Annotated in this window: 22 protein-coding genes and 2 pseudogenes; 7 read left to right on the top strand and 17 right to left on the bottom strand. The window is 57.2% G+C overall.

Annotated features, from left to right (window positions below; genetic code table 11):
* The first annotated feature begins 784 nt into the window (after nt 1–784).
* The 5 genes from EDE05_RS20325 to EDE05_RS20305 all read left to right on the top strand — a co-directional run bounded on the left by EDE05_RS20325 (nt 785) and on the right by EDE05_RS20305 (nt 2,304).
* Nucleotides 785–1,018, top strand: coding sequence for a hypothetical protein (locus tag EDE05_RS20325; RefSeq protein WP_134102675.1), 234 nt, complete (start codon nt 785–787; stop codon nt 1,016–1,018).
* Between the two features lie 257 nt (nt 1,019–1,275).
* Nucleotides 1,276–1,527 carry a hypothetical protein gene (locus tag EDE05_RS20320; RefSeq protein WP_134102673.1) on the top strand — a complete coding sequence of 84 codons (252 nt, stop codon included), beginning with the start codon at nt 1,276–1,278 and terminating at the stop codon, nt 1,525–1,527.
* Between the two features lie 9 nt (nt 1,528–1,536).
* The gene (locus tag EDE05_RS20315; RefSeq protein WP_134102669.1) at nt 1,537–1,776 is read left to right on the top strand and encodes a hypothetical protein; all 240 of its coding nucleotides are present in this window, start codon (nt 1,537–1,539) and stop codon (nt 1,774–1,776) included.
* Nucleotides 1,777–1,795: 19 nt separating this feature from the next.
* Nucleotides 1,796–2,038: a hypothetical protein gene (locus EDE05_RS20310; RefSeq protein ID WP_134102666.1), complete on the top strand. Its 243-nt coding sequence runs from the start codon at nt 1,796–1,798 to the stop codon at nt 2,036–2,038.
* Nucleotides 2,035–2,304 (top strand): hypothetical protein, encoded by a 270-nt coding sequence (locus EDE05_RS20305; protein WP_134102663.1) that lies wholly within the window; start codon nt 2,035–2,037, stop codon nt 2,302–2,304. Before EDE05_RS20310 ends, EDE05_RS20305 begins: the two co-directional genes overlap by 4 nt.
* 70 nt (nt 2,305–2,374) lie before the next feature.
* On the opposite strand, the gene EDE05_RS20300 is transcribed toward EDE05_RS20305, so the two are convergent.
* The 8 genes from EDE05_RS20300 to EDE05_RS20265 form a co-directional block, all read right to left on the bottom strand.
* Nucleotides 2,375–2,794, bottom strand: a complete 420-nt coding sequence (locus EDE05_RS20300) for a putative Ig domain-containing protein (RefSeq protein WP_134102661.1) — start codon at nt 2,792–2,794, stop codon at nt 2,375–2,377.
* Nucleotides 2,791–3,225, bottom strand: coding sequence for a hypothetical protein (locus EDE05_RS20295; RefSeq protein ID WP_134102658.1), 435 nt, complete (start codon nt 3,223–3,225; stop codon nt 2,791–2,793). Before EDE05_RS20295 ends, EDE05_RS20300 begins: the two co-directional genes overlap by 4 nt.
* Nucleotides 3,226–3,227: 2 nt before the next feature.
* Nucleotides 3,228–3,497: a hypothetical protein gene (locus tag EDE05_RS20290; RefSeq protein ID WP_134102656.1), complete on the bottom strand. Its 270-nt coding sequence runs from the start codon at nt 3,495–3,497 to the stop codon at nt 3,228–3,230.
* Nucleotides 3,494–4,207 (bottom strand): hypothetical protein, encoded by a 714-nt coding sequence (locus EDE05_RS20285; protein ID WP_134102654.1) that lies wholly within the window; start codon nt 4,205–4,207, stop codon nt 3,494–3,496. The genes EDE05_RS20290 and EDE05_RS20285 overlap by 4 nt, the downstream gene beginning before the upstream one ends.
* A 201-nt stretch (nt 4,208–4,408) precedes the next feature.
* Nucleotides 4,409–5,695 (bottom strand): plasmid recombination protein, encoded by a 1,287-nt coding sequence (locus tag EDE05_RS20280; RefSeq protein ID WP_134102651.1) that lies wholly within the window; start codon nt 5,693–5,695, stop codon nt 4,409–4,411.
* Entirely contained in the window at nt 5,695–5,967 is a 273-nt protein-coding gene (locus tag EDE05_RS20275) for a hypothetical protein (protein ID WP_134102649.1), read from the bottom strand. Before EDE05_RS20275 ends, EDE05_RS20280 begins: the two co-directional genes overlap by 1 nt.
* A complete protein-coding gene (locus EDE05_RS20270) occupies nt 5,967–6,224 on the bottom strand; it encodes a hypothetical protein (protein WP_134102646.1) in 258 nt (85 codons plus the stop codon). Before EDE05_RS20270 ends, EDE05_RS20275 begins: the two co-directional genes overlap by 1 nt.
* A 334-nt stretch (nt 6,225–6,558) precedes the next feature.
* Nucleotides 6,559–7,752, bottom strand: coding sequence for a sigma-70 family RNA polymerase sigma factor (locus EDE05_RS20265; RefSeq protein WP_134102643.1), 1,194 nt, complete (start codon nt 7,750–7,752; stop codon nt 6,559–6,561).
* 33 nt (nt 7,753–7,785) lie between these two features.
* Between EDE05_RS20265 and EDE05_RS26950 the strand changes: the two genes are divergently transcribed.
* Together EDE05_RS26950 and EDE05_RS20260 are read left to right on the top strand one after the other, a co-directional pair.
* Nucleotides 7,786–7,962: a hypothetical protein gene (locus tag EDE05_RS26950; RefSeq protein ID WP_166675488.1), complete on the top strand. Its 177-nt coding sequence runs from the start codon at nt 7,786–7,788 to the stop codon at nt 7,960–7,962.
* Nucleotides 7,963–8,239: 277 nt separating this feature from the next.
* A complete protein-coding gene (locus tag EDE05_RS20260) occupies nt 8,240–10,126 on the top strand; it encodes an ATP-binding protein (RefSeq protein ID WP_134102640.1) in 1,887 nt (628 codons plus the stop codon).
* Between the two features lie 70 nt (nt 10,127–10,196).
* Here EDE05_RS20260 and EDE05_RS20255 read toward each other — a convergent pair whose 3' ends face one another.
* The 9 genes and pseudogenes from EDE05_RS20255 to EDE05_RS20215 all read right to left on the bottom strand — a co-directional run bounded on the left by EDE05_RS20255 (nt 10,197) and on the right by EDE05_RS20215 (nt 22,777).
* Nucleotides 10,197–11,087 carry a NotI family restriction endonuclease gene (locus EDE05_RS20255; RefSeq protein WP_166675486.1) on the bottom strand — a complete coding sequence of 297 codons (891 nt, stop codon included), beginning with the start codon at nt 11,085–11,087 and terminating at the stop codon, nt 10,197–10,199.
* A gap of 81 nt (nt 11,088–11,168) precedes the next feature.
* Complete coding sequence (locus EDE05_RS20250; protein WP_208325230.1) at nt 11,169–12,299, bottom strand: DNA cytosine methyltransferase; 1,131 nt, start codon at nt 12,297–12,299, stop codon at nt 11,169–11,171.
* Nucleotides 12,300–12,436: 137 nt separating this feature from the next.
* Nucleotides 12,437–12,850: a very short patch repair endonuclease gene (locus tag EDE05_RS20245; RefSeq protein ID WP_134102634.1), complete on the bottom strand. Its 414-nt coding sequence runs from the start codon at nt 12,848–12,850 to the stop codon at nt 12,437–12,439.
* A gap of 26 nt (nt 12,851–12,876) precedes the next feature.
* Nucleotides 12,877–14,442: a DUF6538 domain-containing protein gene (locus EDE05_RS20240; RefSeq protein WP_134102631.1), complete on the bottom strand. Its 1,566-nt coding sequence runs from the start codon at nt 14,440–14,442 to the stop codon at nt 12,877–12,879.
* Nucleotides 14,443–14,907: 465 nt separating this feature from the next.
* A pseudogene (locus tag EDE05_RS20235) lies at nt 14,908–16,459 on the bottom strand (ISL3 family transposase).
* 137 nt (nt 16,460–16,596) lie between these two features.
* Nucleotides 16,597–17,427, bottom strand: a complete 831-nt coding sequence (locus tag EDE05_RS20230; RefSeq protein ID WP_134102628.1) for a hypothetical protein — start codon at nt 17,425–17,427, stop codon at nt 16,597–16,599.
* 23 nt (nt 17,428–17,450) lie between these two features.
* Nucleotides 17,451–19,385: a caspase family protein gene (locus EDE05_RS20225; RefSeq protein WP_134102625.1), complete on the bottom strand. Its 1,935-nt coding sequence runs from the start codon at nt 19,383–19,385 to the stop codon at nt 17,451–17,453.
* 1,698 nt (nt 19,386–21,083) lie between these two features.
* Nucleotides 21,084–21,572, bottom strand: a pseudogene (locus EDE05_RS20220) (GNAT family N-acetyltransferase).
* Nucleotides 21,557–22,777, bottom strand: a complete 1,221-nt coding sequence (locus EDE05_RS20215) for a hypothetical protein (RefSeq protein ID WP_166675489.1) — start codon at nt 22,775–22,777, stop codon at nt 21,557–21,559. Before EDE05_RS20215 ends, EDE05_RS20220 begins: the two are co-directional and overlap by 16 nt.
* Nucleotides 22,778–22,927 lie beyond the last annotated feature (150 nt).

Below are 22,927 nucleotides of genomic sequence, written 5' to 3'. Positions count from 1 at the left end.
CCGGGCGACAAAACGTAGACGTTCCTCCATCACCGAAGTCTCTTTCCACGGCATCAACACCTCCCGCCAAAAAGCGAAAAGTGTCACCCATGTCTCCGGTACGAAACGTCACCTATCTCTCAGGTCGGGCACAAGCTATTGAAAATAAAGTACTTTTAAGGCCGGGGTTGAGGCTGTGTGTACCACTATTGTGGGCCACGGTTATCCGCAACTTTCGGTACGACGCCAATTTTGAGGTGTCAACAATTAGGAATGCCTCGACGGAGGTAGTCGGTCCCAGTCCCCGCCGGAACGGCGGCGCTATGCTGGACTTCCTACGGCTACCTCAGGAACCGCCGAAGCATGCGCGAATTCCCACTCTGCGGCGCAGCCGTCGCTATGCTCAGAGCTCCGATATGCTCTCTTTCCCTGAAGACTAAGGAGGCTCAGCCTCCTCGCGTCGCTGCGCTCTGCTACCCTCCGCTCTCATTGGCGAGGGCCTAGTCCGGGTGAGGGCAGTAGGTGCGGCCTCCGGCCTTCCCTCAGTCCTCACCCGGTTGCGGGAGGATTGGTCGCTCCGGCCGGTCAAGCACAATCGGCCGGGCCGTGTCCTCGACCACCTGCGGCGGTCTGCGGGCCGCACCACCCCGACAGATTCTGCCTGACAGCCCTCCCGCTCCGCCGGAGCCGTTAACACTTCGATCGCCATCCGATCATTGATCCCGGAAATCATTTCCGGAAGCCTGGGCTCGCCACCCGAAATCTTCTATAAATCTAACATTGTCAACGAGTTAGGAGATATTCGGTGAAGAAGAAAAAGACGCTGATCCGAGGCCTCGCGATCGACGTTCTGGTCATAGAAACGATGCAGACGGACGCGGTTGGCATGCTTTTCTATATTGCCGAAATCCACGTCCGCGAGCGGAAGACTGGCACCGAAAAACTTATCCGCCGGACACGTGTTCCCGGCTCCGGTGAAGCCCTCGCCCGGGACGTGCAACGCCTTGGTGTCCGCGCCCTGGATCACCTTTCAGCGTGACAGCAAATTGTTGACACGACGAAACCGTTTGACGTGGTTAACGACCTCTTACCTTCCCCGCAAGGATTCAAAAACCGTTCCAAAGGACTCGATGACATCGAATCCTTACTTGTGCGTCTTCGAGTCCTTGCAGAGCCTTCTCCGGGAAGGATTCGATGTCGAATCCTTGAATATTTTCAAATAGATAAACACATTGACGTCTCTTCAAATGTGTGAACTTTGTATCGCCGTCATCAACCCGGTTACAGGAGAACCACATGACAGAACGAGAGCAGCAGACCACCGATAGCGCCACCGCCCGCAAGATCATCGCCACGTTTGAAAGGTTTAACGAGGCGTACGACAGATACGTCGATGAGATGGACAATCTTGTCGGCTCGCTGGAGTACGACACACCGCTTCAACGGAAGGCTAGGTGCCTCATCCTCGGGCTGGATGACGTTTCGATCTTCATGCGCGACGCAAAGGACGTTGTCCTTTGGAACGTCGGGCCATTCGCAAAAAGGTGAGGACGCGACATGCCGATTCCCGAACAGCAAGAGAGCATTCTTGTCACGGTGGATCAGCGATGCCGATCCTGCCTTGTGCCTCGCATCATCGTCCGGGCTCTTGGAGACTGGCATGAAGGAGAGCACGGCCCCGCAACGCTCGACGGACTCGAGGAGTTCGTCGAGCGGCGATGTGGCGATTGTCTCGACAGCGTGCAGGCCGAAGAGACTGCCACCGGATACCAACTCTTCATCGCAGCCAGAGACTGACGATAAGGAAGGAAAGACAATGTTCGAAGATCAGGTCCGCGAACGGATCGAAGCCGTTCTCGACGGCGACAAGAAGCCAGAAGAAATCCCCGGCGCGACATCCGTCCGATGTGCGATGGGGCTTGTGCTGGGCACGCTGGAAGGCATCACGACGCTTTCGGAGCGCGATGCCTGGGACTATCTCGACCCCGGCAACGTTGCGGCGGTGCTCAAACTCCGGCGCGAATACAGCGACCGGATCAGCCGATGGAGACAAGCATGACCGACATTATGAATATCCCGACAGAACAGTTCCCGCTGAACTGGCACCGCTATAACCACTTGATGGACGAGCTGCGCGATGCCGCCCGAGGTTTTGCCTGGCTCGACGAGAGGGGGTGGCCGGGAGGCAAGGACTTGGACAAGCGCCTTATGGCCATCTGGTCCGATCTTCACGGGGTTTGGGAAACTATCCAAGAAACCGAGCGGGCGATGCGCTCAGGCACCATCTCGAAAACGGATGGGAAAAGACACCACCCAAGCGCCTAGAAGCGCTGTACGGGCCGTTTAAACGCAATAGAAAGTGGACATCGGGGCTCGTCGGCCCCGATTTCGCGTTTCAGGTCACGACGATCACAATTTCCGCCGTCACCGTCGCCCCTGCGGAATCCGTAGCCGACAGCCAGACTTGATACGTCCCGGGCTTCAACGCCTTCCCCGCGATCCTCCCTGTCGCGACGTCGAAAGTCGCCCCGAGCGGCAGCCTGCCGAAGTATGAGTACGACACCGAGCCGGATGCCCCGGACACGACCGGACGCAGACCGAGCGCCGCGCCCGCTGCCACAGATGTCTGACCAGTCATGGACAACATGAAGCCCGCCGGAGTCTCAGGGGGCAGCGGTATCGTCGGCTCTTCCGGAGGAACCACGACCGGGGCGGCGATCACGCCCGTCGTCGACGACCGCAGCACAAACGTCCCGGCCGACGCTTCGTTCGAGAGAGCCGCGAGAGCGGCGAGAATGACAACAGCCGTCCTCATACCTCGCCCTCCGGCAGTTCACATGCGGGGTAGCGAGAAAGCGTCTCGCTGTCACATGGCGGACAGACTTCCGGGAGCCCAGCGAACGCATTCACCGAGGCGCAAGCTTCTGGAGTCTGGATGCTCAGCGGATGCCAAACCTGTTCTCCGCCGCGCCGGATGCGCCATGTCCCGGGAGGGGGTGCGTTCAGGAAGCCGGATTCCAGGAGCCCGGTGAGAGCCGCCCCGTCATTGCCGAGGGAAGACACGCGACCGCCGTCCGTCTCGTAGAGATCGAGCGCCGCTGCTATCTGCTGCTGCTGCCCTATGACCGCGACAAGCTCCGATCGGAGCCGCGCTCGCTCGTAGACCGCGCCGCCGTACCAGATCCCGGCGACTGACAGCACGCCGAGGATGATGCCCGCGACCACGCCGATGACCAAATTATACATGACTATTCCTCCTCGTCTTCAGAGCCCCAGTCCATCGCGTCGAAGTCGAAGCCGCCCGACGACGGAATCAGAGGCCGAAGCCGACCGGACACGAGATCCGCCGCTTCGAGCACGAGATCGGCGCAGCGGTCAGCGTCGCTCGCTTCGCTCTCAAGCTCTTCGGCAAGCGTCCGATCGATCTCCACAACGCGATCGCGCGCCGTGTGAGACAGTCCGAGGCGATCGAGGAAGTCGGCGAGGCTGTTGCTGGCAAGGGTGATGGTATCGGTCATGGTTTCGGTCCTGCTCCTGAGTCTGGATCGCCGGAACCGTCCGGCTCCGGCTTCGGTTCTGGTTCTGGTGGCTTGCTCTGCGCGGCCTGCCACCGCTGCGCCTCCGCGAGCGCGGCAGCCGCGATCTCGTCGTCACTGGCACCGTCCCGGCCGAGCAGCCGGAGTGACAACCAATCTTCGAGGTAGATGCGGCTGTGCAGCCACTCGACAGCTTCCGGCGGCACGCGGAACTCGATCAGTTCACGAGCCCTGTCCGCTGTCTGGCGGCGCTTGAGGTCCTTCACGAGCTTCGACCATGTCGGCGCTGCGCGGCTGCTCGTCCGATAGTACGTTGGATCAATCCCGCGCTCCATCGCACGGGCCGTGGGGCCGCGATCCTCGTCATCGACGTGATCGAGATCGGCCTTCCTAGAAGACCGCGAACGCGAGTCCCGGGCGATCGCGGGAGAGACGCAGCCATCTCCATAGAACTGTGGTCGAACCGCGCGCCCGGGAGGCGAAGAAACTGCCCTGCGGGAAGTCGCACCGACCGTGAAGGGAAACGACGGCATCGGCGGGAACAGCGCGAGTGCGCCGGACAGAATGCCTAGGAGCTGGAGCATCACCCGGCCCGCCGGATCGCCGCCACGGCGTTGCCGCTGCCGTTCCGCGAGATCGCGGCGCAGCCTGTCGGCGCATGTTCGACGTCTCTTTTTCGCCGCTAGCTTCATCGACGGCCTCCGTTGCCTTTGCACCTGAAAAGGATGCGGGCAGGCGGGGACCGGCGCAAACGCCGGGCGGGCGCTGCGACCCCCGGAACAAGGATTCGACGTCGAATCTGGACGCGTACGAACCCGTCCAGCAGCGCTGAACGCATTATACGGCCTTCTCTGGCGCTCAATTTTTGTGCAAATCGCGATTTTCGGAGGATTTCAGCTTCGCCGTCGCAGAGCGGGCGTCGAAATGCCCGGGGTCTGTTCCGGCTCTGGCGGGCGGAATGCCGCGAGTTCGCGCCTGGCCGTCGCCAGATCGCGCCCGGTCTCTGTAAGGTTCTGCCGTAGGTTCTTCGCCCGCGCCTCAGCCTCCCGCAGCGCGGCGCTGGCAGCGCTGGCACGGTCAGTGGCATCAGCGGCGGTTCGCCGGAGCGCTTCCATCTCAGATTCGACAGCGGCGCGGATGCGTGCCGCGACCTTCGAGCGCCGGAACCCGTCAAACACGCTGCGCAGTGCACCCGGCAGGCGCTGGAGCCTTGCCGTCGCTTCGCGGACGCGAGCGGCCTCTTGACGCACACGAGCCATCATGGAGCGCGCCTTCCGCTGCTCGGCAACGGCCTTGTCCTGTGCCGCAAGGGCAGCCTCCCGGGCAGTCTTCGCGGCCTCCATCTGACGGGCTGCCTCGGCCTGTGCCGCGGTCGCTTCAGCCTTCAGCGCGGCGACATCTTCCTTTGTCGCCGCGACAAAGGATTCGCCCTTGCGCTTCACCTCTCTGGCCCGATCGAGGGTGGTGCGTAGCGCCTGGGCCTGCGTCTGCTCCGCTTGCCATTCGGCCCGCGTCAGGCGGCGGCGCTGCGGGCCGAGACGAGTCAAGCCGCAGGGGATGGCGACGGTCTCGTGATACGAGTCCTGCCACGCCCGCATCGCCGCTCGATACGCTTGATCCCCGCGCTTGTTCAAAGCCTTGATGTCTTCACCATCGACGGGACCGGCCGCCATGACGGCAGCCTTCGCCACCTGCCCCGGATGCAGTGCCGCTGCACGCATGGCCAGATCGTCCGGCACGATGTAGGCATGAAGGTGGTAATGCGACTCGTCCTCATGCCGGATCACAGAGACGACCTTGTCGCCGTACTGTGAACGGAGCCATGCCACCGTCCGCTTCTCCCACTCTTCAGCTTCACGTCGCTTGTCAGGATCGGCGCGAACCTCTTCCATTGTCAGCGGATGGCTCGCCACTACCGTCATCAACGTGTGCTGCGTCTTCTGGATTTTCCGAGGTTTGCCACCCTTCGGCGTTGTCGTCGCGACATCGGCAGCAGCATCGTGCCGCGCTTCCACCTCATCGATCGTCGAGCCATAGACAACCACGGGCGACGAAGGATTCGAGACGTGGATGGAGGCCGCTGGATCGCGTCGGGCTTCATTGAACACGTAGCTCGTAGAGCGACCCTTGCCGTCGCCCTTGCGGCTGTAAGCCGTCATGTGGATGAATTGGAAGGCCATCAGTGTTTCCGAGAAGTCGCCCCGCCTTCGGAATGGACATCTCGAATGAGTCGTTCGAGGAGATCGACGTTGCCGTCCACCATGCCCAACGTCTTGGCTTCGAGCATCAAGGATTCCTCGTATGCGGCCTTGTGCTCGGCATAGAGCGGTCCATAGTTCGGATCGGCCTTGATCTGCGTCATCAGAGCGATTCCAAGTCCTTCGGCGCGTGCCTTGGCATGGACCATGCGGCGAACCCGATCGCGGAGCGTGGTAGTGATATTCAGGACCATCACAGAACCTCCGAATAGTCGAAATCGATGCCGTGGGCGAAGCTGGCGACGAGCCGGACGCGACCGAGGAAATCGTTGTCGCTCAGATGCTCGTGACCTCCGTTCAGTTCCGTCCGGTCCTGACTGAAGCTGGCATACCTTTTGGGGCTTTCCCAGACGACCGCGTACCAGGACGTTGGCAGCCGAATGACCTTGAGCTGCGCCGATGCAGCCGGGCCGTGGTTGGTGACAATAATTGGCAGATCGTATTCCCGCATGTGATCCTCCCGGTGAATGCTGGTGGAAGAATCTTCAGTGCCGGCGGAGCCTGAAACAATAGTCTTTAGTGACCGACTAATGGCTTTCACTGCGTTCAAACCGTCGGCCCTTCGGGGAGCCTTCCGGCGGACTCTTCCGAGGAACCTGGCAGGGGCCTTGTCGCCGTCCGGGAGGACGGCGAGACCTGACGTGATTTCACGTTAGGTCATGATGACGCGGTTGCCCGTCGTCACACCGCCGGGCGGCATATTCACGAAGTGATGCGGTGTATGGTGTTTACCTCGCGCTGGGGTCTGGGGGGCTTTGTCCCCCAGCCGATCCGCCATAGAAAAGTCACTGCTGCTCGGCCTGCCGCATCGCCTTATGCACCTGCCCGACCGACACTCCGAGGTGGGCGGCCAGTTCCGCAACCGTCATCCCTGCCGATGCCCGCAGGTACAGGGCCTTGCGCCCCATCTCCAGCCGCGCCGCCTGTTGTTCGGTCCGATCCTTCACACCACGGCTCCGGCGTGACTTCTCCGTCCGCTCGACAGACAGTTCCCGTTTCCGGTCCTCGTCTACGAGCACGCGCAAGCCTGCCGCGCGCTGCTCCGCCGGATCGATGCCCAGCCACTCGATGATCGTCGAGGCGCGCATCCGATAGCGGGTGTCCACCTCACGCCCCTGGAATGTCACCGTCTGCCCCGCCGCAGCCTGTCGCGCCCGCTTGATCACGGTGGACATTCGGGATGTCGTCGCGCTGGCGCGCCATCCTGCCGCCTCGCTCGCCAACGCGATGATTTCCCGCCCGAGGACTTCCGGCGGTGAAATCCACGACATCGAAATGCCCGCAATGAAGAGCCAGGCGTCGCGCTGGCCCTCTGGCAACGCCCCTTCTGGACAGCGGTGCGCCCGCAGCCGTTGAAGATCGGTCAGGACCGTCTCCCAATACGATGCCGCCGACAGATACACCGCCGGGCCTGTCTTGTCCTTGCCCTCGGCCTTGCGCTTGGCGCGCTCGGCACGGAGGGAGATGAGGTCGGCATGTGTGACGGGCAAGACCTCGTCCGCCAGCGTCCCGAAGACGTGACGTGTCGGTGCCTCTGGCGACCCTTGGCACCAGACCATGCCGACCGTGCGACGATCCCAATCGGCGCGGCTGTTCTCGCTTCCCGCGAGGCGGAAGACGCGCGCGGCATCCTGTGCCCGCTTGTCCGCCCCGAACACGTCCAGGATCACCCCCAATCGCTTCTGGACGGCATTCCAGCGCGGCAGGACGGCGCGCGGCAGCAGTTCAGTTAGCCAGATGCAGACGAGGCCACGGCCGGTCGAAAGCACATAGGACGGATGCGGAACTATCGCGTCCTCAAGATGACCGAGAACGGCGCTCGCGACATCGCCGGGAGCCTTTCCGCGCCAGCGTGCGACGGTGTGATAGTCTAGGTCGGCATAACACGCGCCGATCGCCGTCAGGTCTGATATCGACCGCCATTTCCCGAATGCGGCCTGCGACACGTAGATGTCAGCGCGGTTGTCTTGCCGCAGCAACCGTTCGCCTTCCTCTGCGGCGTAAGGGCCCGCATGCGCCGTCCATTCGCGCCACGGTTTGTCACTGTTGCGGACGCGCTGCGCGAAGCTGACGACACCGTTACGGATGCCGCCGTCGCGGCTGCTGATCGGATGGAGGTTTTCGAGATGCTGGCGAGGCCCGAAAGCGCCGTAGTCGAATCCGTCGAGCCAAATTTGTTGACGCTGTAGAGTATCAGATTCTGTTGTCCGGGCTGGGCTATGTCCCAGCCCCCGCGTCACCGACCCGTTTCAAGGGTCTTTACAATCATTTCGCCGTCGTTCATCATTTTTTGAACAATGCTCCAAAAGACCGCCTGAGGATTCCAGTCCTATGAAGGCGGTCTTTTTATGCTCGTCGTCGGCGGCAAATCGGTCAAGCACAAGATTTAATGTTGGTAGCGGTGGGGACGCTGGTCCTCCGAGTTATGCACGTTATGATAGGCGCATGATTCGGGGCGACGGTTGAATGCGAAAAAATCCCAACCTTATAAATAGCGTGGAAGTTAAGTATTTCCGGTCGATCAACTCGCAGAGAATTCGAGAGTGCAAACCCGTGAACATAATTACGGGTAGCAACGACATTGGGAAGTCAAATCTCTTGCGTGCCTTGAACCTTTTCTTCAACGAGAAGGACGAGCACGGGGCCGATATCGTATTCCGGGACGAATTCTCTCACTCCCGTCTCGATGCGGTCCGTAGAGAGTCGGTGAAGGGCCGTCAGTTCATCCAGATAGAGGTCGAATTCAACTGCCAGGATTCCTTCCAGAAGACGTTGCCGCCTCGTTTCAAGGTGCGGAAGACTTGGTATCGAGACAGTAAGACGCCAAACCTGAGCCATGACTTGGAAAGACACCTTGCTCAGGGTTCGCTTCAAACGACCAAAAACAAAGCAGAAGGCAGCCTCCAACGGTTCCTTAACTCTATCGTCTTCACCTATCTGCCAGCGATTAAAGACCGCAGCATTTTTCAAGCCGTTCTCTCGGACCTGCAATCTGTCCTCTTCGAGAGCAGCAGTGGAGGGTTTGCTAACGACATCGAACGCTTCAGCGGCGAGCTTGAGGGCCAAGCGCAGGAACTTCGGCAGGCGTTCTTCGATATCACTGGCGTGGACGCAAGGATATCACTCCCCTCAACTTATGCGGAATTGTTCAGGGCCTTCAACATAAAAACGTCCGGCTCCTTCGAGGAGTCTGTCTCACTGGACAACCGAGGCGACGGAGTCAGGGTGCGGTTTCTGCCAGCCATTTTGAACTATATTGCCGAACGCTCGCCAAAACTGCATGTCTGGGGGATTGAGGAACCGGAAAACTCGATGGAGTACAAGCGGGCCTTCGAACTCGCTAACGCAATGACATCGAGCTACTGTCAGAACGCGCAGATCTTTCTGACAACCCATTCGCCAGCTTTCATCGATCTTACCCGGGAAGGCCAATCAATCTACATGGCGAAGCGGGAGGGCGGAGACACAATCTTCACTCACCTTAATAGCGCGAAAAAACAAAAGGTGTCCCAAGAAGACCCCGAGATGCTGATCGCGGACGAGCTTGGTCACATCAAGCTCATGAACGATCTCCACGAGAAGCTCCAGGCGCGGCTGGCAGCCGCAGAAGAGGCTGAACGGCATCTAGCGGCGGCAATGGAGGAAGTGAACAAGTTGAACAGGCCTGTCCTGCTCACTGAAGGCAAAACGGACGTCTTGATATTGATTGAGGCGTGGAAGAAACTTCGGGGCGGGACGCCTCCTTTCGAAATCAAGTCTTGCAATGTCCTTGGGGAACAAGAGAAGACAGACGCGGCCGGCGCGGCTCAACTCGCTATGTGCCTTCGATCCATAATGGCTGATCATCAGCACTCGGTAATCGGATTGTTCGATCGGGATATCGATGGGATTAAAGGATGGAACCTGGATGCGAACTTTGGCAGGTTCGAAACCTACGACGACGTAAAGGTTTCCAAGAATAAAAAGGCCTACGCGATCCGTTTGCCCGTACCTGCAAAGGTGCCAGATTTGGAGAAGAGTAGTCACCACTGCGTAGAGTTCATGTTCCCGATCGATGCTTTGAAAAAGACGGTCGAAGACAAAGGGCTCCGGCTCAGGGGGTTGCCAGTAGAAACTCGCTGCGGCAATACAGTGATCACGACCATCCAAGGAACCGAAATCTGGCAAATGATTGTCGACGACGGAAAGAAATGGTTTGCTGAGAAGGTTGTGCCGACTCTTCCCGTTGAAGACTTTGAGGCGTTCGAACAAGTATTTTCGTTGATCGACGCTATTCTCACTCCGAAAGTTGAACCAGAGCAGCAGGCGACCGAGACTGCAGTTGAAGTTGGTACCGAAGAAATTTTCGCGTAAAACTGCCCCAGAGCGCGTTCGCCATTCTCGCGCCCAGCGCCTTTGACCCTCGGCTGCTAGGTGAGAGTTATCATCTTATAGTCCTTGACCGCACCTTCTGTGCGAGCTTTTCCTCGAATTCGGGCAACGTCGTTGGCACACCGGCCGTCAGGCCGACGACGGAATCCTCAAGGGTGGTGAAGAGCACCTGGTCCACGATCAATTTCGCGCTGCCTTGCTCGCGCTGCTCGTCGTAATCGACCACGACCCAGACTATGTCGCAGTTGCTGACATGACCGACCGTATCCATGGGAGCCATAGCGTCGAGGAAAGGGCGATCGATGATCACGACCATCTTTTTCCCCCACCGCCGAAGGCTAGGGACCTTGATCTGAAGCTGCGGCATCAGCCGCTTGGGGCCGCTGCTTCGAAAGTCAGGCCGCCTACCGCCGCCCGGCATCGGAGTCCCGTTGCCCGTGTAGGATCTAATCGCCTCGTAATCCCGCGACATCGACGCGCCCGAAAAATAGACGGCCTGAATCTCGACGGCGCACCATTCCTTGGGGTCCTTCTCAGGGTGGACGAAAACTAGGTCGATCTTTCCGACATCTTCAGTGTCTGGCTGTTCTCCGGCTGCTTCGTCCGAAATAGGAACATCCTCGCCTTCAACGGGCCCAGCGGTGACTCGTCGAAGAAAAGGGATCTCCTTCACGACAACAGGGTCGTCAGTGCCAAGCATGAGCCGACCGATGTAGCGGATCACTTCCTTGTCTTCGAGGAAGCGGTTCGGACAGGTTGAGGTAATCTTCCCGAAGCGAACGTCTTGATCATCAGTCTGCGTGAAGTTCCTGATGGAGCATACGCCGCCTTTCTTTGAGCAGCGCGTACTACCCCGAGGGGCCAATTCTGGTGCAGCCGCCAGAAACGGACATTCCGGTATTGGAGTTGGATTCAGGTATGCCTGACGCTCGCTGGCTCCCATGTTCCGGAAGAGCCGACCGTACCATTCCGCAATGCCGTATTTCGCCTGGTCGACATTCCGGCCGGCCGGTCTTCTTGCCATTTATGCGACCGCTTTCTCTCGTGACAACGAATAATCGCAAGAGATTAGCGCATCTGCTACCGCCCGGCCGAGTAGGGGTGGGACAGCATTCCCAACTTGAATGTACTGCTCTGTCCTGGAGCCATGGAAAACGAAGCCGTCTGGGAACGACTGCAATCGAGCCGCTTCCCTGACCGTGATCGCCCGATCTTGCTCGGGATGAATGTACGCTCCCCAGTGCACATCGCACTTCGTGAGGATCGTGCAGGCAAGATCGGACTTCCTTGGGCGCCCATACCTCTTTGTGTGATCGGACCGCTTTGCCTTCTTCATCCCCTCCGGAAGAAGGTCGAACGGAATATCCCGCCACGATCCTCCGGCCGGGATATGCTTCATGCGCTCCATGTTCGTGGAGCTCAGCTTGGGCGCAGCGTGGTTTGCGACTTGCTTACGGTTGCCGCGCAATTCAGCCTGATAAGAATTCGATGGAGCAGAAGCGTATTTTTCGAGCTCTCCGCCTTTCCCATTCTCCACCGCAGGGAGATCCGAAATCGCGTCCCAGATGGTCACAAACGGCTTCAAATCCTTGCCGTGGGTCGGCTCTGGGAAACGTATCGGAGCTCCGATCCTATTGGCTATGAAGAAGATACGGCGGCGCTCCTGTGGAACGCCGTACTCCTCCGCCTTTAAGATCTTGAAGTCGACTTCATACCCAAGCTCTTTCATTCCGGTCTGAATTTCCCGGATAATGCCTCCGTCGGCGATGGACGTGAGGCCCGAAACGTTTTCCATAACCAGCCATTTTGGACGCAAGCCTTCAACGATCCGCAGGTATTCGCGGAACAGTCCTGCGCGCGGGTCATCCACGCCCCGATTGTGGTTGTAGACGGAATACCCCTGACAGGGCGGCCCGCCCACGAGAACATCGAGTTGGCCGGATTTTAGGCCTGTGACTTCGAGAAGACGGGAGACCGTCAGATCCTGGATTCGGCCACCCAAAAAGGTTGCTTCTGGATGCGTCGCCGCAAAGGTTTTGCCTGCGGTATCGTCGAAATCGCTGCCAGCGAGCACTTCGAATCCAGCCTGCCGGAAGCCCTCACTCAGGCCGCCTGCACCACAAAACAGATCAATGACCGTTCCCATACGCCGCATAGTCATCTCCGAATCGAATCAATCGTTCTATTAGTACAAAACAAGAACGTTAACAACGCAGCCTATACGATGACTAAATTTTTGTGAATCCGCTTTCTCCGCTTTTCCAAGGTGGCGTAAGGTTCGCGCAGGGTGGGCTATTCGAGAAACGATCGGATGCGTGCGGACAATGTCTCGTCGTCTTTCAGTTCGCACTCCCATAATACAAGCACCTTCCATCCCATATGCTCGAGCTTGTAAAGGTTCGATTGGTCGCGGGCTATATTGCGTTCCAGCTTGGGACCCCAGTATTCGATATTCGACTTTGCCGGCCGCGCTCGCTTGCAGCCTGGATCATACCGAAGATGTGCATGCCAGTAGCAGCCATGAACCAATATCACTCGTCGCCGAGGCCCGAAAACCATGTCCGGTTTGCCCGGTAGGTCCTTCCGATGGAGCCTGTAGCGAAATCCCATTGCATGAACGAGCCTGCGCACCCGAAGCTCTGGTCCGGTGTCCTTGCTTCGGATCAGGCTCATGTTTCGGCTACGTTGCGCTGACGGACTCTGCATGGTGACGCTGTGCCGGGCGTTTGTGGTCAAATTTCGAAACGTGGGATCTTTTCGATCTCGCGGGAGAGCACTCCTGCCCGGAACGATCCATACTTATCGCCTTCCGAGTTCAACGCGTGTCCCTGCATGTAACGAGTTGCGCCGTCATCCATGTCCACGTCGCGGGAGATCGTCTTGAACAGATGTCTCCACGCGTGGTTGGGCCGTATCCGATCATCCTTAACCCCTAGATCCTTCCGGATCCACGAGCAGATCTTTTCGCCCACTTTCTTATATTGGGGGTGCGCGTCGCTTCCCCCGCGGCTCAGCTCAGGATCATAGAACAACGGACCGGACTTTATGGTTTGGACAAACTGCAGAAACCCCTGCTCCACGAGATGCGAATGCAATGCCACGTACCGGGGTTTCGCGTCTTTGGTCGTCCCGGCTTCAGGGGTGATCCATAACAACCAGTGTCCTCTGTGCTCTTGAATATCCTGCTTCCGAAGCTGGGCAATTTCTCCCACTCTGGCACCCGTATAGGCGCAGAGCCATGGAACCCAACGCCGTGCGTCGCGCATGCCTCTGGACATGCGTGCAGGAGCAGGATCCAACGTGCCGCGAAGCACGGTTGAAACCTCGGTAGCCGTGTATTCCTTCTCCCGGGTTTGGATTTTTCTCGGAACGTAAACTGTGACGCCCGTTCCGGGGTTTTCTGAGATGAGTCCGTTCGCCACTCCATAAGAGCACACCCTTCGAAGCGCGCTGAGATATGAATCTCTTATGCTGACGTTCGCAATTCCCGACGCCAGTAGGCGGTCTTTCCAATCGACAATCCACTGGCGGGTGAGGTCTCGGATATCCGGGACCTCCTTGGCGACGGTCCGGATGATGCCCTTCCATTTCTTGTAGCTCGACGATGCGATTTTCTGTTCGTCGGCGAACTTCTCGAACACCTGAATGAGAAGGAATTTGTTGGGCTCGTCGTCACGAACTCTTGCCGCTGCAATCTCAACAGGTGGAAATCGATTTGCATCAGGATCGGGGCGGTAATCACCGCCAGCAAGTCGGCTTATGTGTTCCTTTGCTTGCAGAACGGCGGATGCCACCGCGTCGCGAATGAGGATCATGCTCTCATCGTCAAGCAAGTAGCCATGTTTCGCGAGGTATCGATTGATTGCATGGTCATTGCGCTCAACCCGCAGCTTCTCCAACGAACGCCCGGCTGCCTCCTTGTCCGCCGATAGGTTCGTCACCCGAACTTTTTCTGGGTGAAGAAACATGTAGTCAAGATAGAGGCGACCAGTCCACGACCCCTTCTTGCCCGGATTGTCCTCGTGGTCGGCTACAAGCTCCTTGTATATCTCACCCGCAATCGCCGTGGCTTGCTTCTGCGAAATTGAGATGCGGCCGGCCGAGAGTTGATGCCAACGCAACTCAATTTCCGCTGCGGCGCGGGCGTGCCTTACCTTTGCCTCCTGAGGATCGCGGGTCTGTAGGCTGAATTTTTCCTCGGTCTTCCCTACCAGTGCCTGGAGGCTTTCCGGAACGCGTTTACGGAAATGATAGATGCCGGACTTGAGCTTGACGGGACGAGACATTTTCAGGACCATGTGTACGACCTTTGTGTACCAATCCGGTCCTTAAAAATCCTTGAACTCCAATAGCTTGTTGATTTTCCTCGATATCTGGCAAGCAAGGGTGTGGAGTCCCACCCTCTCCGCCACACTGTTTTTCAAATAATTGTTCTCGTTTGATTTTTTGATGCTGAAGCGCCGCCGACCTACAAACTGCCCCACATTTGCGAAAACTGTTTAACATAGCTTGGCCGTGTTGTTTCACTAGCTCGACACTCTCTGAGCCTGCAGAAGTCATTCCAGCCTTCCGCCGGTCTAGCCATCGTTTTTAGATCATCCTTGATTCGTCACGATCCGGCCGCTGGGCGCTATGGCGCGGCCGGGCTCCCCTAGTTGTGAAATCTCTGTCGCTGCTTCACTGATGACGGTCTCGCCTGTCTGCAGTGGCATGATCCTGGTGTGTTTCGGCGTGGAATATTGGCTCTGACGCACATTTGGTGCTCATGTCGCACCGATCAGGCGGGCTTGAAGCAGATCAAGCTTTCCGCGGCCGTACATCTGGCGCTTCACCAGCTTGAGCTTGGTAATCTGCCCCTCAGTTTGTCCGTTGGACCACGGCGACACGATCGCTGCTCGGACTGCCTGTATGTCTTTCGCAACGCCATTGCAAAGGAGGCAACCAGACTTTCGCGAGCGCGGTCGATCCACGGCGCGAGCTCGTTTTCCGCCTTGCGCCGGATCATGCGGTGGAAGTCGGCGATGATGTCGCGAGCTTTGACCAGTAAGGGAACACCGCCCTCTATTGCAGCGATGGTGACGGTCTCGGATTTCGTCAGATTGTCTCTGCTGGTTGTCAAAAGGCGGGCAATCGTTCGGGCAGAGGGAATACGGTTCAGCGTTTCCGCATCTGCCTTGTCGGCCCGCTTCCGTCGTGTTGCCCATTCGCTCACGACCCGGCGCGACCCACGAAAGCCCTGTGTTCTCAACCGCCGCCATAGCTCAGTAGCGTTCCGCTTGCCAGCAGCCCATTGAGCATCGAGCCATTCGAGATAGGTCTCCAGCGAGCTTTCTCTTGACCGAAAGACATCGTTGCGTGTCCCCTGAGCACTTGGCGGACCAAGCCGCGGCTATGACCGGTACGGCGCACGATTTCCTTTATCGTCGCACCGTCCTTTGCAAACGCCATGATGACCGTGTTGGTCTGTTCACGCCGGAGATAGCCCTGGTATTGAAGGCGTTCGGCCGCGGTCAGCAGCTTGGGATTGATGCGCGTTGCACCGAGTGTCTTGCGGATTTGCCGCATCGATTTGCGGACACAGTCCAGAAATGCACGGCTGGCATTTTCCATCAGGTGCCATCGATCAGCGACCTGCACTGCATCGGGCAACGCCTTTGCTGCCGCCAGCCCGTAAGCGCCGCCGCGGTCACGCGCAATAATCTGGATTTGGGGATTTCCCCGCAACCAGGCTTCTGCCGTTTTTGGCTCACGGTCTGGAAGCAGACGGATCGGCCGCCGGCGCTCCAGGTCACAGACGATCGTGCCATAGCGATGATTGCGCCGCCAGGCCCAGTCGTCGATGCCGATCACCGAGGGCGGGGTCGATGGCGGTAACCCTTGCCTGCGGATGACTCGCAGCAGGGTGTCGTTACTGACGGGAAGCATCAGCCGCTGAGCAAAACGGGCCGCCGGGCGTCCTCCAAGCGCAAGTGCCAAATGGTGGACGAGATGCTCGAGACGCCCGGTTCGTCTGGCGTAGGGAGGGAGCACATCGCCAAACCGCTCGGAGAACATCTGTCTGCCGCAGAGCACCGCGTCACAGGTGAACCTCCGTGTGCGGACGAGAAGTCGGACACGCCTTCCCGACAGAGGGAGGTCCGCGACCTGGCGGCAATAACGGCTTCGAACCGTTCGCGAGATTCGTCCGCATGCCGGACATGACGCGGTAGCGCCGGCTCGCGACAGCAAGATGCAGGTCTCATCGTCAATGTGGGTGATGCGTTCGGCGATGAAACCAGCCGGTACCAAATCGGAAGGACGAAACTTGGTGCTCATCAGGCTGATTCCTTTGTGGAAACCAGCAAAGCATCATCATTACAACTGCATCAAAACTGAGTCAGAGCCAACTTTCCGAGCCGATTGACATCCTTGCGCGATGGAGATGCCGTGGGGAAGCGCGGGACTTTCTGATGTTACTTAAGTCCCAATTCGAAGAGGAGCGCCTCTAGTTCACGGCGAATTACCAGCCCTCTCGAGTCCGGCGTGGTCCAAAGCTTCTTCATCTTCCGAATTTGCTCAGGTATGGCGCCGAATTTTCGCTCACCCATTAAGTCATGGATAGCCACCATCTCCGTTCGTCGCGGGGAATTTCGGGGTATGGCCTTACCGCGATTGTATACGAGGGACACTAGGGCTCCGAAGCTTTCATCGCTCAATTCATTGCTGTTTGGAAAGATACTTTCGGCATCAGCGGTGGGATAGGGTAAGAAATTGAGGAACTGGGTCATTGCTGAGGGCCATGGAATCGAGATTGTCTGCACACTGGGCAACGCAACGCGCGCAGCTTCTCCTCCTTTTCCCAAGACCTGCTTGAGGATATCAAGCTCTTGCTGGGTTAGCAGATTTTCCCAGTCCCGCTTTAGTAGAGAAGAATTGGCAAAACGGAGATCGTAGCCTATCCCCATCGTGACCCCGGATTCTCCCCGAGGCCAAATAGGCTTTCTATATTTTCGCTCATATTGGCTGCGGCCACCTACTTCCAATTCAACGATCAGATCGATAGCGCTTTGCGAGATTTTTCGGGAAGAGCGCGTGCCTCGCCCGACGCCCCTTGTGACGCCCACCTCACGATATTTCCAAGCATTTTCTAGAAGCCTCTCATTCGCTGTATACTCGCGCAAAAGAGACTCGAAGTTCGGCTGCTGTGCTCCGGCAGGAAAAACCGAAGCCGCAACTGATGCGGTAAGTCCCGCGAGGAACAGGCGCCTGTTTGGCAGTATATAATTACAACAAAGTATTGTCATAAAGGATCGCCTTAGGTGGGTAGTTACTGCTTTTCGAATGAAGCATATCGCTTGGACATGCGCGGAACAACCAACTTGATATTCAACCAATCAGACCTGAAAAGTTGTTTCCCCCCGTTTCCGATGACGCTGACCCGAAGCACGTGGTCTGATGTTTTTTCTGCGACCAACGGCATGAGGACGCGATAAGTCTTGGTGTCATTATCCAGCTGATAGACAATGTTCTTCCGGACTAGGTAGTCAGCCCCGTTGACGCGCAGGTCTACAGATGTGACATCGTTGTAAGCCACTCCCCCGCCACCCAATCCCTCAGGTGCGTAGATCGAGATGTTGGCCACCACGTTGACCACGAATGGGAGACTGTCTTGCCCCTTAGGTGTCACAGTCAGGCGCCCGACGATCCATGGAGACTTCCTTTGCTCGTTGTCGGGCTCAAATACGTAAGGGTGGGCAGCGAGCCACTGATCATAGCCTGCCGGCTTTCGGCCCGTCCTACCTGCGCCCGACCAAGGCGCGTTTGAAAATGCATAGCTGTGCATTGCGAAGTCAGGAAGACTTTGCGCTACGCCTTCTTCAACCGAGAGGTGCCAGCTTTCTCTGAATTCACCTGTCTTCAGACGGAAGCTATAGCTATTCCTATTGGCATCTTGGACAAATTTGTCCATGTCATCAACATCGGTTGGGTCGCTTACATAGACATTGTATTCGAACACAGCCGACTCGATGTTACTCCAACCTTCATTATATACTACAACACGGCAAAATTCGTCGGAGGGTGCCTCGAAATCTACATATGTAGTATTGTCGGGTGCGCTTCTTTTTACCTCTACAACCAATTCAGAGATCGTTATCACCTCATTCTTGGCGCGTCGTGCGACGAGATCCAGCAGTGGGAACGAAATGCCCCATCCGCTGAATTCCTCCGGCGAGAAATAGCCTACATCCTCCGCCAAACATACGGGAGTTCGCCCCTCCGCCAGCGCGTCGAAATAGTCGTTGTCAGGACGGATCGTAGTGTTTCCCTCGCTATCGACACCCTCTGCCTTGTAAGCAAACCCATACTGAACCAAGTCGGACACAGTGACATCTTCATAGTCCGCAATTTGAAAATCTACGATCACTCCGCTAGAGGGCGCGCCCGGGTTACTGCCGTTTAGGCTAAGGTTCTGATCGTGAATACTGCCTGCGAAATACGGCTTTTGCTCATTGTAAGTGTCGGCGAGGACATCTTTCACAACTGCCTGCATCGCCCGCATTATTGGCTCATCCTTAGCTGATAGGGCGGAAACAAACGCTCGAGCGAATGGGCTGCCACGTGTTCCGTCTCCATCCTTGGCGACTTGGCCGGGAGCTGCTGAATACTGGATCAGTACGTTTTGTGCTGGGAGGTAAGGAGCAAGCCCTCTAGAAAACTGTCGCCTTACTCCAGCGTCGACGGTCATGTCCGAGAGGTATGGATTATCTCGGCACGCATCAACAACCAGTATGCCAAGGACCTTAGCAAAGCTCACCGATTGAGCGGCCATCAGAATGTCAATGCATGTGTTGCTGGCTGAAAACGTGTCCTCCATACTCGCATCAGTTGGAACAATAAAATTTGTCCCATCAAGTTCAATAGCATGGCCGCAGTAGTATAGGATCGCCATGTCCGCGAGGCGAGCGCCCTTGCGAAATTCGCATATTTCCCGGATTGTGGTGGATTGATCGAGATCTGTTTTCAGGGAACATGTAAAACCGATCTTCCTAAGCTGATCGACGACCAGCTTCGAGTCCCTCGACGGTCCGTTTAACGGTGATTGTTCGGCGTAGGTCGAGTTAGCTATTACAAGTGCGACCTTACTACGTGTTGTGTTTGTCTGGCTGGATTGAGCCAATGACGTAGCCTTCCCCTGAATAAGAAAAATCGGGGATAGTGCGGCTGCGCTCAAAATATCACGTCTGCGAAGCGTCATTGCCATTGATCACCTGCGTCGCCTAGAGTTTATTTTCATGGTAAACAGCGGCAGAGATGACTTTATAACTTGCCCGCTGACATGATTATTCAGCCGCCTGTTTGCACAACCAACTGTGCTAGTCCATCGCGGTTGAAATTCTGGACCTCGTCTTTCCCTAGACCCCGTCGAACTACTCTCTACAAGTTCCAGATTCGAATGTCGGTGGCTCAACTGCGAGGCAAATGCTTGTAATGACAAGCTCTGGCATGAACCACCGCCAGATTAGGAAATATCTTGTTTGTGAGTTGTAGGAGTGTCAATATACACCTAAGACGTAGTGACGACGGTGTGGCCTCCTTAATGTCGGTCCTAAGTTTCCGACTAGATAAGCGACCTTCCTCTCTGCAACGGCGGCGATCATCTCTGTCCATGGTGATGCGTCACGATATGTTTTGCGTTGATCCATTTGTGGTAAAACCTGTAGCATGCGGTCGCGATAAGCAGGGCAAACTTGATCGCAGTCCACGCGTCGTCGATCATCGCTTGCCCTAGCAGTTATGCCGACCCAAAAGGACGACCCGATAACTCGCTGTCCTCTGCTGCGGGTCATCAACAAAATGATATCATTGGCGTGCGCGTCGAGCAGCGCTCTCACGGCAGGCTTTTGCTATCGGGATTTTGTCTAAGGCGCGTATAATAACGATGATCGTCCCGTTCAATTCAACATTATAGTATAATGCATTACTACCTTTTCCGAAGCTGCGTAGAGTATCGCCTCGAATCTTATTACTCTTATTTTCGAACCATCTTCGAGGACTTGGGGGGCGTCAAAAACACCTCGAGCGATTCTCGTCAGCGACCGAATTCGCTCATTAAATGGCCTAACCAGTACATCGTAGACAGTATATTCTTCATCCATGCTGTTTCTTGCATGTTGGCATGGCGGTGAGATCAGAAATCCGTCATCGCAAGCAGATTGGAAGACAAAGCTCGCGGAATCCAGCCTCTGTCCCTCGGCAACGGCTCTGGTGACCTGGTTCTTAGTATCCGCCTTGCTTGCAGGAAAGGCTGGTCCGAGCCAGATGACCTTATTACCGACTGCTGAATCGAACTCAAATAAAGTTCTTTCGGATAGGGGCAAGCTCAAATTTTGCCCTTCGATCACTATGCTGGCAAAATCGGCCTCGTCTGATGCTCTCGCGGGACCATTCCCGAAAATCATGACCGAACACAATGCAATTCCAAAGCGACGGAGAGCGAGGAGAACTCCATTCGCCCTCCGGAAAATCGATTTTCATGCGATGCAGAGGGGACAGCTACAGCCACGAGGGGCACTAGGAGGCCAGCCTCCACTGCTTCGCAAGAGTCGAATCGAGTCAGTTGAGCCCCCTGAATTTTCTTCGTTAAGTTGCTCGATTGTATGGGGCATGCAAGTGGAGGTTTTAATAGTATGCGCGCCAGGGACGGAGAGGTTAATAGTTCGAAAATGCTCCTCGGCACATGAGCAACCTGCTGAACATAAATCCGAGACGCCGAGCCGACGACCCATGCTAATCGTCAGCGAGTGGAGAATTCTGGCCACGGGTCTCTGGCCTCCCGCCACTGAGACATCCTGCTTCGCAGGCCACCAATGCAACGTATCAACACGAGCTAAACCGATCAGGAGAAGGTGGGGGGAGCGAAGAATGCCGTCAAATGGTGAAGCGGAATGAGAGAGTTTGGTTATGCCTTCAAGCGCAGAACCATGATCAATTCGTCTGCTTCTGGCCGAAACCCCGAAATCCGTTCGGAATCCGGCCGGTTTCTGTGAAACCGTGGCGTTGGTAAAAGCGGATCGCAGCCGAATTCTCCGCGTTCACGGTGAGCTCAAGCTGCTGCACCCTGTGGTCGCTCGCGTGCTGGATGACGTGATCTAGAAGCTGTCTGGCCATCCCGGTCCCGCGTTGTTCTTTTCGCACATAGACGCCAATCACCGTCGCCCGATGCGAGAAGCGGCTCGGACGTTGGAACTTGACCCCCATCATCCCGACGGGTTCTTCATCCACAAACGCGATGAAGACCGGATGATTCCAGATGTTGGCGCCATTCCTCGTCGGAAAGCTGGGCCCAGTCCTCGTATACGCTTGCAAACGAAAGCGGTTCCTGTGAAAGCGCCTCCAGCCTTATCCTGCGAAATATATCGACGTCATCGGGCTTTAAGACCACTGCCACGCGGGTGAATTGGCGGTTATGGCTCCGGTGCTGATGTGCTCTGAAAGGTTCGCCCAGATTGGATCCCTGGTGAAACTTGAAAGGTCGCCGCTCGATTGCAACAAGGACATTTCTGCGAATTGCCCAAGCGGTGTCACGGCGCCTTGCAGAAGCTCCATCTCACTATAGGGGCAGCCACCGGAAGATTTCAGAACACGATGACCCCAAACCCCGGGTCGGTCGTCGCCGCCCAGTTCCGTCAGGAGATCCTGCTCCCCTGATCGCTGAAAGCCGACCGCGGACAGGTAGCGCATGAGCGGGTAGTAGATCGTCTGGCGGCACCCTCCAAGCACTCTGACACCCGGCAGGATCGAGGTTACCAGGAACACGGTGTACAGGCTCGGCACGATCGCCCGTTGTCGAAGTGCCTCTGCGAGGATCTTAGGGCGAACTTTCACCTCAAAGCTCGACCGCGCTCTAAGAAAATTGTCCTGGAGCCGAAGCGGAATTATTCGGCCTCCTTCCAGGCGCCAGAAGAAGTCGGTGGTCCTCCGGACCCAACCTTGCCATGGTCCAGCATTGAGGTGGTCCATTGCGTCCAGGATACTCTCTGCAACCTTTCCTCCGATAAAGCGTGCCGATAGCCATGACTGCGGATCTTCGAGGTGGTCGGCAACCAGGTCCGCGATATCCATGTCATCAAGCTGAAGCAGTTTGGTGGGGAAGGGGAGCTTGTTGCGCCAAAGGGCTCGATTGGCGGCTCTGATCGCTTCTGCCGCAGAAGGAAAATCATCCGAAGGCAAGTCGGCGAGGAGACGGGCGGCGGAAGCATTCGGTGCCGGATCGCTTTTGGCGTTCGAAAGTGCGAAGCGATAGGGGCCACTCCAACCGCAGATGCTCAATGAGTCCATCCGGCTGCGGGGCAAGCCAAAGACGTTGAGCGGCTCACCGTCGAGACATAGCCAGCCCGGCCCCTTCTTTGCCTTTTCTGAGAAACTCACCGTCGCGGCGTGATAGGTGATGTGCCATTCGCGGCCATGAGCCGTCAGCCCTGACAGGCTGAACAGATGCGTGTAAAACGCGTCGTGATCGATGAGGAGCAGGCAATGTGGGCCGGTCTGCATCACCGGCGATGCCAGTATCTGAAGGCCGGCATTTCGGGCGTCCTCGGCATCATAACCGGATCGTCTCGCCGCCCGTTCTATGCACCGGCGAAGCAGATCCATTGCTTGATGACGCACAAAACACCCGGTTCGAAATTTGGAGACATCGTAGGCCGCCGATGCATAGTCCTGTAGCGGACGTTCCCAGAACTCCTTAACACGCGGCATCAACACAGACAGTGTGTGTCGCACGTCGGTGGCGCTGCAGCGGTC

The organism is Neorhizobium sp. R1-B, assembly GCF_004368875.1.
GTDB lineage: Bacteria > Pseudomonadota > Alphaproteobacteria > Rhizobiales > Rhizobiaceae > Neorhizobium > Neorhizobium huautlense.
This window is presented reverse-complemented; position numbering and strand designations above follow the sequence as displayed.